This is a genomic window from Citricoccus sp. NPDC079358 (assembly GCF_040702545.1).
In the GTDB taxonomy this organism is placed as follows: Bacteria; Actinomycetota; Actinomycetes; order Actinomycetales; family Micrococcaceae; genus Citricoccus.
In genome coordinates, this window is record NZ_JBFBLI010000006.1 from 1 (window position 1) to 12,301 (window position 12,301).

The window sequence follows — 12,301 nt, forward strand, 5'->3', positions numbered from 1 at the left end:
CCGCTGCCGCCCCGGGTCAGTACTACCCCGTCCTCGCCGACCCTGACCCTTCACACTCCGCGGGTCATCAAATCACTACCGACCCACGCACCTAGGGAGCCGAGCACGTGTTCGATTTCGGTGCCGGCCAGCGGCGGATCCCACGGGGGCGGCACCCACGGCTGATCGTTGGTGGTCCCGTCCGAGGAGTCATCGCTGGAGGTCATGGAGCCAGGCTAGGAACTCCCGACGTCGGCCGGTAGCCTTCAGTGCTCCGGCAGGTCTTGAGGGGAGTCAGGGAGTCAGGACCGAGTCCGCAGTGCCGGCCCAGCGGTTGATGTCCAGGGGCGCCTGGCGGCATGTCTCGTACATCGCCGAGAAGGCCGGGTGGAAGACGGCATTGAGCTCATCAGTCCGGTCCTGCCAGGCCTGGATCTCCGGCAGGTAGCCGTTGAACTCGTCGACGATCTCCTGCTCGTCCAGGGTGGTGAGGGCACCATGGTCCACCACGATCCGGCCGTCCACCATGACGTATTCGAGGGAACTGCCGTTCTCGGAGTAGACCAGCTGGTGATCCAGCTTCTGGCGTGGCGTGAAGTTCAGGGTGTTGAGGTCCCACACCAGGAGGTCGGCACGCTTGCCGACCTCGAGGGATCCGACGGTGCGGTCCAGCATGGCCGACTTTGCGCCATCGAGGGTGCCGGCCCGCAGGGTCTCGTCGACGGAGGGCCACGCCGCCGGATCGGAGTCGCCGATCTTGTGCAGCAGAGACGCCATCTTGATGACCTCGAGCAGCCGCGGGGTGTCCGAGGAGGAGCAGCCGTCCGTGCCCAGCCCCAGGTTCACCCCGGCGTCCCGGTATTTGCGCCAGGGGAGGATCCCGGAGCCGAGCTTCAGGTTGGAGATCGGGTTGTGGGAGACGGATGCGGAGTGGTTGGCCAAGATCTCGATGTCCTGGTCAGTCACCCAGATGCCATGGGCGAAGGTGGTGTTCCGGGAGAGCGCCTGGATGCTCTCGAGGTACTGCGGCAGGGTCATGCCGTAGAACTCCTGGCCGGTGATCGCCTGCGTCTTGGTCTCCAGCATGTGGATGTGGCACTCGATCCCGTGGCGGCCGGCCAGGGCCACGGCACCGGATAGGAGGTCCGGGGTGCAGCGCTGTGGCGCGGACGGGGCGAGCATGTAGTGGAGGCGCCCCTCCCCCCGGCCGTGGTAGCGCCGGATGGCCTGCTCGCTGTAGTCCAGGTACTCCCCGGCGCTGAGCAGGGACTCGTTCCGGACCGCGTGGAGCACTTCGGCCGGCAGGTGGTCTGCGGCGAAGGGGACGGTGTCCACGAAGGGCACATTGATGACGTGACCGGACACATTGGCCCGGATCCCGATCCGCTCGTAGGCATCCACCACGGCCTCGAGCTGGCCGAAGTCCTGTGAGGGGGTCTCCAGGACGTCGTCCACGATGGTCGTGACGCCGGACTTCAGGCTCTCCAGCGCGAACAGCTGGGATCGGACGCGGACGAAGTCAGGCGACCGCGGCGGAGCACCGAGCAGCGGGTAGGTGTAGAGCATCCACAATTCCAGCGGCATGTTGTCATATCGACCCTTGTACACGGTCTCCCACGAGTGGGTGTGGGCGTTGACAAAGCCGGGCGTGACGAGCCGGTCTCGGCCGTCCAGGATCTCGTCACGGGGCTCGGGCTGCAGGTCCGAGCCGATGGCCACGATGTCCTGACCCTCGATCCGCAGGTCGAGGACCTGCGGGCTGCTACTGGTGCCCTCCGCCATGGTGATGACGTGGGCGCTGCGGATGAACAGGGACATTCGGGATCGCTCCTGAGGAAGTGGGAAGTGGGAAGTGGGATGTGGGTTGGGCGCTGGGGGATGAACCCGAGGCGCCTCAGGCGTGTGAGGCGAGGTCCCGGGTCCGGCCGGTCCAGCCCAGGGCGGCGGCGCAGGCCGTGGCGACGATGATGCCCACGATGGCGGGGCTGCCCCAGGACAGCAGGTTGCAGAGTACGGCGACGGCCGCTCCGGCCAGGTAGGACGCCACGCCGGGGACCTTCAGGCGCGGCTGATCCTCCAGGTCGAGGCCTGGGTCGCGCCCCCGCCATGCGGTGAGGAAGGTGCCGATGAGGACTCCGCCCAGTGGCGGGATGACCACTCCGACGAGCACGAGGAAGCCCGTCATGGCGTCTGCCACACCGGTCAGGGCCAGGACGATGCCGATGGCCACGCCGGCGATGATGAACGGGCTCTTGGACTTGCGCTCGAACAGCTCGGCCCCGGCGACGCCGAAGGCATAGGCGGCGTTGTCATTGGTGGTCCAGAGATTGGCCACCAGGAGAAGGACGGCGGCGCCGGCCAGGCCCATGGACATCAGCAGGTTCACGAAGTCCGGCTCGCCGTAGGCGGCCGCGCCGACGCCGCCGAAGAACAGCATGCCGAACTGGACCACGATCACGGCCAGGGCGGTCAGGGTGAACACGCGGGCCGGGGTGCCGCGGTCGAAGCGGCTCCAGTTGCCGATCTGGGTGCCTCCGGAGACGAACGTGCCCACCATGAGCGTGATGGCCAGTCCGGCGCTCATCTCCCCGCTGCCCTCGACGGCCAGGAGCCCGTCCCAGCCTCCGATGTGGTCCAGGGACTGGGCCAGCACGATGCCGCAGAGGAGGAGCATCAGCGGAATGGAGATCCAGGAGATGACCTCGATTCCCTTGAAGCCCAAGTACGCCGTGGTGGCCATCAGGATGCCGCCGACGATGACGACCGGCCAGGCCACCGACCAGCCGAAGGCAGCGGAGACCAGATTGCCGAGGATGCCGACGGTGATGGCGTACCAGCCGATCTCTGGGTCCCGCCCAGGATGATGGACGCCCATTTGCCGCCCCAGCGGCCCAGGACCAAGCGGGAGAGCAGGACAGTGGTCAACCCGGTTCGGGAGCTCGCGACGGCCAGCAACCCGATATAGACGGCCAGGATCGCGGCGGCGGTGACGGCCAGGCCGAGGTAGGGACCGAAGGCGAAGCTCGCGGCCACGCCGCCGCCGGTCACCATGGTCGGGGTGTAGAAGAAGAATCCGGCGATGACGATGACCAGGGAGAGGGTCGGCCGGCGGGCCGACCGTGGAACGCGCGTGGCCGGATAGTCCCGGTCGACTGGTGGGGACCCGTCCGCCCGGGACGCGCCCGTTTCCTGGGCCTGCCGAACGGGCTGGGATGGGGGTGGTGCAAGCGTGGTCATGGCTGCTCCTGAGGGGCGGGTGATGGCGGAGGGGACACCGCCAGACAGTACGGAGCAGGAGGTGGCCCGGGGCGCTGCGGAAACAATCCGGGTGGAAGCCCACACGGTGTGGGGCGAAGAGTGTGCGGATCTACACGTCCCGGCAACGGGAGCGAAATATCGCGGTCCTAGGGTCGAAACATGTCCTCAGGAACCACCGGAAGCCGTTTCGAGCAGGAGGAGGCCTTCTGGCCGACCGTTCATCAGGTGCTCTCCTGGGGTGAACTGAAGCTGAGGTTGCGGGTGGGTGAGGGCCGCCTGGACCGGCCGGTGCGGGTGGCGATGACCACGGAACTGGTGGACAACACCCCGTTCCTGCGCGGCGGCGAACTGCTGTTGACCACCGGCACGGCCTGGCGGCGGACCGAGGATGCTGCCGCCTTTGTCCGCGGGGCATCCAGGACCGGTGCCGCCGCCATCGGGTTCGGGACCGGGCCCTGGAGCGAGGCTGTGCCGGATGCGCTGCTGGCCGCCGCGCGTCGGGCCTCGATGCCGGTGTTGGAGGTGCCGCGGTCCACGCCGTTCGTGGCAGTGACCGAGCGGGTGGGGACCGAGCAGGCCGAGCGGCGAGCCCACCACACGGAAAGGGCGATGGTCGGTGCGCTCATGGACCACGTCCGGCGGGGGCAGGCCGACCCGGTCGTCCTGGAGGATCATGCGCCGTTCCTGTACTCCCGCCATGACTCCGGCACCACGCTGCTGGCGGCCGTCTGTCATGCCGACGGCGGTGTGTTCCCCGAGCCGGCCCGGGGGCGGATCCTGATCGGCCACCGGGAACGCCGGGTTCTGGTGGTGGGGGAGGAGCCGGCGGTGCGCTGGTATGTCCAATCACGGGCGATTCCCCTCTACGGCTGGGGCGAGGCGGCCACGGGGCGTGACCTGCGCCGAATCCTCGGCGAGTCCTGGAGCGCCTTCGATGTGGCGCTCCAGCGCGGCCGGCCGGCCTCGACCCGGGACCTGGCCAGCATCGGCGGGCTGGTGGCCCGGCTGACCTCGGAGCAGCTGGCACCCTTCGCCGATCACGTCCTCGAGCCGATCCGGCGCTACGACGCCATCCACGGGACGGACCTGCTGACCACCGTCGAGGCCTTCGTCCGCGTGCGCGGATCCCTGGCCGAGACGAGTCGGGAGCTGTACCTGCACGTCAACACGGTGCGCAAGCGGATGGCCCGGCTGGCGGCCGTGCTGGGGTTGGACCCGCTGGACCCGGAGGGGTACCTGGTGCTTCACCTGGCCATCCATTCCGCCGGTAGTGACGTGGGCCACGACTAGGGATACCGTGGATGCACCGCCACAGCCAGGAGGTTGCGCCATGACGTCCCCGTCCACGGAATCCACCCGCACTGCAGTAGATGCCACGGATCGTTCCACCGGCACGGTCGATTTCAGCTCGGTGCTGGACGCCCGCCCTGAGATCGACGGGGAGGCCGTGTCCCGCGTCGGCATGACCCAGGCCGCACTGGACCTGATCGGCTCACTCCAGCAGGTCCACGGCCCGCTGATGTTCCACCAGTCCGGCGGCTGCTGTGATGGATCCTCGCCGATGTGCTTCCCCGCCGGTGACTTCAAGACCGGGGGAGCGGACATCCTGCTGGGGACGTTCGTCCTGCCCGAAGGTACGGAGCTGCCGTTCTGGATGAGCCGCGAGCAGTTCGACTACTGGAAGCACACCCACCTGACCCTGGACGTGGTCGACGGCCGTGGCTCGGGCTTCTCGGTGGAGGCGCCAGAAGGCAAGCGCTTCCTCATCCGGTCCCGCCTGATGGACGCGCGGTGACCCTGTCCCTGTCCGGGCACTTGTCCGGTGCGGCCTATCAGCGCGTCGTCGAGCGGGCGCGGGGCGAGCTGGCGGGGCCGGATCACCGCGGGATGCTCGGTCAGATCCGTGCCGAGGTCGCCGAGTCCTGGCGTCGTTCGTTGGTGGTGCACGGTGGCCTCGGAAAGCCCCTGGAGCCTCGTCTGGTCACGGACTCGGATCTGCGGGAGGTGCGCCAGGGCCACCCGCTGGCGCCGGTGCTGCCCATCATCCGCCGGCTCCTCGTGGAGCCCGCCGCGGATGCCAGTCTGATCGTCGCGGTGGGGAACGCGGAGGGGCACCTGCTGTGGGTCGAGGGCGATGACCAGGCCCGCCGGCGCGCCGACGCCATGGGTTTCGTCCCGGGCGCTGATTGGTCTGAGGCCTCCATGGGCACCTCTGCCCCCGGGACGGCGCTCTACTCCGGCCGGCCCGTGCAGGTGAGCCGGGCCGAGCACTTCAATCCCGTGGTGCATCCCTGGAGCTGCTCGGCGGTTCCCCTGCGCGACCCGGCTGACGGCCGCATCGTCGGGGTGATCGACCTGACCGGTGGGGACGAGGCCATCTCCCCGCTGGCCCTGCCCCTGCTGAAGGCCGCCGCCGAGGCGGTGCATTCGGCCTGGCGGGAACACCTTCTCCCGTCGCCCGTGCCGGCCCCGGTCCGCGGGAGCATCCTGCACGTCACCGGTGGCCTTCCGCCGCGGTTGGCGGGCTCGGACGGTGCGTGGCGGGAGATCCCCGGCAAGCACGCCGAGATCCTGACGCTGCTCACCTGGCATGGCGCCGGACTGGACGGCGCAGAGCTGGAAGAACTCGTCTACGGTTACGACGCCGGCACCACCCTCCGTGCCGAGGTGCACCGGCTCCGGCGAGCCCTCGAGGCCGGTGTGCCCGGGGTGGCGCTCCGGGCTCGGCCCTATCGGTTGGAGGGCGCGCTGGCCACGGACGCCGTGCTGGCGCGGGAGGCCCTGCGCCGGGGTGAGGTGAGCGTCGCGTTGGGCCACGCCGCAGGGTCGGTGCTGCCCCGGTCCGAGGCGCCCGGCATCGTCGAGATCCGCCACCACTTGGGGCTCGCCCTGCGCGAGGCGGTTCTGGAGGACGCCGGAATCGAGGACCTGTGGACGTACCTCGCGCGCCCCGAGGCGGTCGGCGACCTCGAGTTGTGGATGACGGCCCTGAAGATGCTGCCGGTGGACTCCCCGCGCCGGGCACTGGCGGTCTCCACCGTGGAACGCCTCGAGGCCGAGGCACACTAGGCGCGAAAGCGCGAGGTCCTGGGGGCGGTTGCAGGGGCATTGGCTGCAGCGGGGTGCGGGTCACTGCGGGGCGATCGGGCCCGGTCACCAGCGGTGCAACGTGGATGCAACATGTCTGTGACTACGATCACAGCATCAGTCCATCCAACCCCGCATTCCAGGAGCTGACATGACCATCTACGCCAACCCGGGAACCGACGGTTCCGCGGTGACCTTCAAGCCCCGCTATGAGCACTACATCGGGGGTGAGTGGGTGGCTCCCGTCAAGGGCCAGTACTTCGAGAACCCCAGCCCGGTCACCGGGCAGGTGTTCACGGAGGTCGGGCGCGGCACGCCGGAGGACATCGAGGCGGCCCTGGATGCTGCCCACGCCGCCGCCCCGGCCTGGGGCAGGACGTCCCCGGCCGAGCGGGCGTTGATCCTCAACAAGATCGCCGACCGTATGGAGCAGAACCTCGAGATGCTCGCGGTCGCCGAGACGTGGGACAACGGCAAGGCCGTGCGGGAGACCCTGAACGCGGACATCCCGCTCGCGATCGACCACTTCCGCTACTTCGCGGGCACCATCCGGGCGCAGGAGGGCTCACTGTCCCAGCTCGACGAGGATACGGTGGCGTACCACTACCACGAGCCCCTCGGCGTGGTGGGCCAGATCATCCCGTGGAACTTCCCCATCCTCATGGCCACGTGGAAGCTCGCCCCGGCCCTGGCGGCCGGCAACGCCGTGGTGCTCAAGCCCGCGGAGCAGACCCCGGCCTCGATCCTGGTGCTGGCCGAACTGATCGGCGACCTGCTGCCGGCCGGCGTGCTGAACATCGTCAACGGCTTCGGGCTCGAGGCCGGCAAGCCGCTGGCGTCCAACAAGCGGATCCGCAAGATCGCCTTCACCGGTGAGACCACCACGGGCCGGCTGATCATGCAGTACGCCTCCGAGAACCTCATCCCGGTGACGCTCGAACTGGGCGGCAAGTCCCCGAACATCTTCTTCGAGGACGTCATGGCCGCGGATGACGCGTACTGGGACAAGGCGCAGGAGGGCTTCACCATGTTCGCCCTGAACCAGGGAGAGGTCTGCACCTGCCCGTCCCGTGCCCTGGTCCAGGAGTCCATCGCGGACCGGTTCCTGGACGCCGTGGTGGAACGCACGCGGGCCATCAAGCAGGGCAACCCGCTGGACACCGAGACCATGATGGGAGCCCAGGCCTCCAACGACCAGCTGGAGAAGATCAAGTCCTACCTGGACATCGGCCGCCAGGAGGGGGCCGAGGTGCTGCTCGGCGGAGAGCAGGCCCACCTCGAGGGCGACCTGGCCGGGGGCTACTACGTGCAGCCGACGATCTTCCGCGGCCACAACTCCATGCGGGTCTTCCAGGAGGAGATCTTCGGTCCGGTGGTCTCCGTGGCCACGTTCTCCGACTTCGATGACGCCATGACGATCGCCAATGACACGCTCTACGGTCTGGGAGCAGGGGTCTGGTCCCGCAACGGCAATACCGCCTACCGTGCCGGCCGCACCATCCAGGCGGGCCGGGTGTGGGTCAACCAGTACCACGCCTACCCGGCGCACTCGGCGTTCGGCGGCTACAAGTCCTCCGGGATCGGGCGGGAGAACCACAAGATGATGCTGGATCACTACCAGCAGACCAAGAACCTGCTGGTCTCCTACTCAGAGGACAAGCAGGGCTTCTTCTAGGCCGTCTTCCGATGCCGGCCCGGACGTGCTGCTCGCGTCCCGGGCCGGTCACAATCACCGCAACTCCGGATCCGCGCGCCCAGAAGCGTGACGGGTCACCGGAGCGGGCAAACGCGCCCTCAAGCCCTTGAGCACGTCCATTCTGATCAACACACCCATGACCAACATGACCAAGGAGTACCCATGTCAACCATGAAGGCAGCAGTCGTTGAGAGCTTCAACCAGGACCTTGCGATCAAGCAGGTCGACATCCCGGAGCCCGGGCCCGGCCAAGCCCTGGTGAAGCTGACATCCTCAGGGGTCTGCCATACGGACCTCCACGCCGCCACCGGGGACTGGCCCGTCAAGCCGTCCCCTCCGTTCGTCCCCGGCCACGAGGGCGTGGGCATCGTCGAGAAGATCGGGGAGGGTGTCACCGAGCTCTCCGAAGGACAGATGGTGGGCAACGCCTGGCTGTGGAGCGCCTGCGGGAGCTGCGAGTACTGCCGTACCGGCTGGGAGACCCTGTGTGAATCACAGCAGAATGGCGGCTACGCGGTGGACGGCTCCTTCGGCGAGTACATGATCGTGGATGCCAAGTACGCCCCGGTACTGCCCGAAGGTTCGGACCCGTACGAGATCGGCCCGGTGCTGTGTGCCGGCGTGACCGTCTACAAGGGCCTGAAGCAGACGGAGGTCCGGCCCGGGCAATGGGTCGTCATCTCCGGCATCGGCGGCCTGGGGCATATCGCCGTCCAGTACGCGGTGGCCATGGGCATGCGAGTGGTGGCTGTGGATGTGGCCGATGACAAGCTGGCCCTGGCCCAGAGGCACGGGGCCGAGATCGTGGTGAACGCCAATGTGGCGGAGCCGTCCGTGGAGATCCAGGAGAAGATCGGCGGTGCCCATGGCGTGCTGGTCACAGCAGTTCACCCGAAAGCCTTCGGTCAGGCGATCTCGATGACCCGCCGTGGAGGGACCATCGTGTTCAACGGCCTGCCCCCGGGAGACTTCCCCGCCCCCATCTTCGACATCGTGCTGAAGGGCCTGACGATCCGCGGTTCGATCGTCGGTACGCGGCAGGACATGGTGGAGGCCTTGGAGTTCTATGCCGCCGGCAAGATCCACCCGACCTACACCAAGCGTCCGATCGAGGACATCAATGCGATCTTCGACGAGATGCAGCACGGCAAGATCGACGGCCGCGTGGTCCTGGACTACTCGGCCAGCCCGGAACGCTGATCTGCCCCGTGCCCACCGCTGGTGGGAACGGGAAGGGACTGCCACAGCGGGCATGACGAGACCCCGGGTGATCCGGCTGCGTGAGGGGGACGCAATCTGCCGGGCCCGGGGCCTCTTCCTGTCATCACTCGCACCTTGATGAGGTGCTTCCCACTGTAGGGAGCCGACCTGTTCATGGACTTGGCCGCCGCTGTGAAGGCGCTGGCAATCCGGCCTCAGGGGTATCGGCCCTAGAGGTACCGGCCGGCCAGGCGTGTGAGGGAGGCACGGATGCCGTTGGCGTTGTCCTGCGGGCGCCGCGTCAGCTCGTAACCGCGGGCCACCACGTGCCGGGTCCAGGAGTAGTCGAAGGTCTCGGTGACCATGGTGCTCCCGTCCCCCTGGTCCTCGAATCGCCACCGCCACCGGTGCCCGCCCGGGTGCTTCCACTCCACGAGTTCGTTCTCGTCCGCCGCGGTGACCACGAGGGTCATGGTGTAGGGCACGCCGAACTTCCTCATCGCCACCGAGAACTCGTCCCCGACCGCCAGGCGATCCGGCCCGGTCTTGGCGTACTGGACGGTGGCGGAGCCGTCCACCTCGTGGTGCCGGTGCGGATTGGCCAGGATCGGGTACAGCTCCGAGGCGGGGGCGTTGACCAGGATCCGGTAGCTCACCTGCAGCGGACCCGTGTCCACCGGCTGGGGCCAGCCGGCCTGCGGGGCCGACGTCGGCAGGCCGGTCTCCGCGTTGACGGTGGCTTCGGCGTCTGGCCGGCTGGTGTTCGGCTGCGGGGTGTTCTGCGGCTGGTTACTCATGTACCCAGTGTAGGAACACCTCCGGGCCGGCGCCGCGGCTACTGTGGAGGCGTCACCCTCGAACACCCGGAGTCTTTGCCATGCCCGACGACGTCCCCGTGCCCCCGCTGTTGCCGCACCATCCCGAGGTGGCCCAGAACCTCGCCCTGGGTCACGGTGGAGCGACCCCCGAGCAGCGCCAATCGGTGTGGCTGACCCTGCGCCGGCCCGGGTGGCTCAAGACCGAGGTGCTCTCCGGGCTCGTGGTGGGACTGGCGCTCATCCCCGAGGCCATCGCGTTCTCGCTGATTGCCGGGGTGGACCCGGCGGTCGGGCTGTTCGCCGCCGCCATCATGGCCATCTCCATCTCCTTCCTCGGGGGCCGGCCGGCCATGATCTCCGCCGCCACCGCCGCCACGGCCCTGGTCATCGCCCCGGTGGTGGCCAGCCATGGTGTGGAGTACCTCTTCGCCACGGTCATCCTCGCCGGCATTCTGCAGGTGGCGATGGGCCTGCTCGGCATCGCCAAGCTGATGCGGTTCATCCCCCGCAGCGTGATGACCGGGTTCGTCAACGCGCTCGCAATCCTCATGTTCATGTCCCAGCTGCCGGACCTGATGGACGTGCCCTGGCTGGTCTACGTCCTGGTGGCCCTCGGCCTGGCCCTCATCTTCCTGTTCCCGCTGCTGACCAAGGCGGTGCCGGCGTCCCTGGTCTCGATCGTGGTGGTGACGGGCCTGGTGATCGTCACCCAGATGGCCGTGCCGACCGTGGGGGACAAGGGCGAGCTGCCGCAGGCCCTGCCGGTGCTGGTGCTGCCGGAGGTGCCGTTCACCCTGGAGACGCTCCAGGTGATCGCGCCCTACGCGTTCGCCATGGCCGTCGTCGGGCTGATGGAGTCCCTCATGACCGCCAAGCTCGTGGACGATGTCACGGACACCGGCTCCTCCAAGACCCGGGAGTCCCTGGGCCAGGGCGGGGCGAACATCATCTCCGGGTTCTTCGGCACCATGGGCGGTTGCGCCATGATCGGCCAGACCATGATCAACACCAAGGCCAACGGGGCCCGCACCCGGCTGTCCACCCTGACAGCCGGCGTCATGCTGCTGGTGCTCTCCGTGCTGCTGGGCGAGCTGGTCGGGATGGTCCCGATGGCCGCCCTGGTGGCCGTGATGATCTACGTCTCCTGGGCCACCTTCGACTGGCACTCGATCCGTCCCTCCACGCTGCGGGCCATGCCGCTGTCCGAGACACTCGTCATGCTGGTCACCGTGGCCGGCACCGTGGCCACCGGGAACCTCGCGGTGGGCGTGGGTCTCGGCGTGCTGGCCGCCATGGTGCTCTTCGCCCGGAGGGTGGCGCACTTCGTGACCGTCCGGCGGACCGTCGGCCCAGAGGGCAACGCGCCCGACGACGGCGGTACCGTCACGTACACCGTGGACGGTGAGCTGTTCTGGGCCTCCTCGAACGACCTCTACACGCAGTTCGACTACCTCGCGGACCCCGATCGCGTGGTCATCGACCTGACCCGGTCCCACCTGTGGGATGCCTCCACCGTGGCCAGCCTGGATGCCATCACGGAGAAGTATGAGCGCTACGGCAAGACGGTCGACGTGGTGGGGCTGAACGAGGCCAGCACGGCCATGCGCGCCCGCCTGCGGGGCAAGCTCGCGCCGGGGGAATGATCCGTCCGGGCGCGCCGGTGCCAGACTGGACGCCATGCAACCCGACGACCTCGACGCGCACCTCGTCCAGCTGCTCACGGATGAGCCGCAACTGCCCGTCCTGGAATGCGCCCGGCGACTGGGCGTGGCCCGAGGCACCGTGACCAGCCGGTTGGCCCGGCTCCATGCGCACGGTGTGGTCTCGGCGATCGTCCCGCAGGTCGACCCCGCCGGTTTCGGGTACGACTTGGTGGCCTTCTGCTTCGTGGACATCATTCAGAACGTGGGGCATGGTCCGGTGACGGAGGCGATCCTCTCTGCCATCCCGGAGGTCACCGACCTCTATACCGTCACCGGGGACCACGATCTGCACCTGCGAGTGGTCGCCCGCAACGGCCAGGACCTGCAGGACGTGCTGGACCGGATCTCCCAGCTGGCTGGCGTGGCCCGCACCTCATCCTCCCTGGCCCTGCGCACCCACATCCAGGGGCGTACGCTGCCCCTGCTCCATGCGGTGGCCGACTCGACTCCCTGAGGTCTCCTCGGCTGGTCGAGGCAGGTCATGGCTGGTCAGACTGTCCGGTTGAATGCTGGTGTAGTGGGTCAGAATGTACAGGGTGTTCAGCTGATCCGCGCTCGAT

At 68.5% G+C, this 12,301-nt stretch carries 11 protein-coding genes; 7 read left to right on the forward strand and 4 right to left on the reverse strand.

The genetic code is table 11. From position 1 onward, the window contains the following. Nucleotides 1–50: 50 nt before the first annotated feature. The 3 genes from AB0333_RS08975 to AB0333_RS08985 form a co-directional block, all read right to left on the reverse strand. Nucleotides 51–206 (reverse strand): hypothetical protein, encoded by a 156-nt coding sequence (locus AB0333_RS08975; protein WP_366218356.1) that lies wholly within the window; start codon nt 204–206, stop codon nt 51–53. Nucleotides 207–273: 67 nt separating this feature from the next. Continuing rightward, nucleotides 274–1,797, reverse strand: coding sequence for an amidohydrolase family protein (locus AB0333_RS08980; RefSeq protein ID WP_159553729.1), 1,524 nt, complete (start codon nt 1,795–1,797; stop codon nt 274–276). Nucleotides 1,798–1,873: 76 nt separating this feature from the next. Further along, a complete protein-coding gene (locus tag AB0333_RS08985) occupies nt 1,874–2,854 on the reverse strand; it encodes a cytosine permease (RefSeq protein WP_366218357.1) in 981 nt (326 codons plus the stop codon). A 542-nt stretch (nt 2,855–3,396) separates the two neighbouring features. Between AB0333_RS08985 and AB0333_RS08990 the strand changes: the two genes are divergently transcribed. The 5 genes from AB0333_RS08990 to adhP all read left to right on the forward strand — a co-directional run bounded on the left by AB0333_RS08990 (nt 3,397) and on the right by adhP (nt 9,220). After that, on the forward strand, nt 3,397–4,527 hold the full coding sequence (locus tag AB0333_RS08990; protein ID WP_159553733.1) for a PucR family transcriptional regulator: 1,131 nt from the start codon (nt 3,397–3,399) through the stop codon (nt 4,525–4,527). A 172-nt stretch (nt 4,528–4,699) separates the two neighbouring features. Next, on the forward strand, nt 4,700–5,032 hold the full coding sequence (locus tag AB0333_RS08995; RefSeq protein ID WP_236558200.1) for a DUF779 domain-containing protein: 333 nt from the start codon (nt 4,700–4,702) through the stop codon (nt 5,030–5,032). Beyond that, nucleotides 5,029–6,306: a GAF domain-containing protein gene (locus tag AB0333_RS09000; protein WP_366218358.1), complete on the forward strand. Its 1,278-nt coding sequence runs from the start codon at nt 5,029–5,031 to the stop codon at nt 6,304–6,306. The genes AB0333_RS08995 and AB0333_RS09000 overlap by 4 nt, the downstream gene beginning before the upstream one ends. Nucleotides 6,307–6,475: 169 nt before the next feature. Then, nucleotides 6,476–7,999, forward strand: a complete 1,524-nt coding sequence (gene adh / locus AB0333_RS09005) for an aldehyde dehydrogenase (RefSeq protein ID WP_115932344.1) — start codon at nt 6,476–6,478, stop codon at nt 7,997–7,999. A 183-nt stretch (nt 8,000–8,182) separates the two neighbouring features. Next, on the forward strand, nt 8,183–9,220 hold the full coding sequence (gene adhP / locus AB0333_RS09010) for an alcohol dehydrogenase AdhP (protein ID WP_366218359.1): 1,038 nt from the start codon (nt 8,183–8,185) through the stop codon (nt 9,218–9,220). A gap of 230 nt (nt 9,221–9,450) precedes the next feature. On the opposite strand, the gene AB0333_RS09015 is transcribed toward adhP, so the two are convergent. Continuing rightward, the gene (locus AB0333_RS09015) at nt 9,451–10,017 is read right to left on the reverse strand and encodes an SRPBCC family protein (protein WP_366218360.1); all 567 of its coding nucleotides are present in this window, start codon (nt 10,015–10,017) and stop codon (nt 9,451–9,453) included. An 80-nt stretch (nt 10,018–10,097) separates the two neighbouring features. On the opposite strand from AB0333_RS09015, the gene AB0333_RS09020 reads away from it, so the two are divergent. Beyond that, on the forward strand, nt 10,098–11,681 hold the full coding sequence (locus tag AB0333_RS09020; protein WP_366218361.1) for a SulP family inorganic anion transporter: 1,584 nt from the start codon (nt 10,098–10,100) through the stop codon (nt 11,679–11,681). Between the two features lie 34 nt (nt 11,682–11,715). Beyond that, nucleotides 11,716–12,195 (forward strand): Lrp/AsnC family transcriptional regulator, encoded by a 480-nt coding sequence (locus AB0333_RS09025; protein WP_366218362.1) that lies wholly within the window; start codon nt 11,716–11,718, stop codon nt 12,193–12,195. The last annotated feature ends 106 nt before the right edge of the window (nt 12,196–12,301 follow it).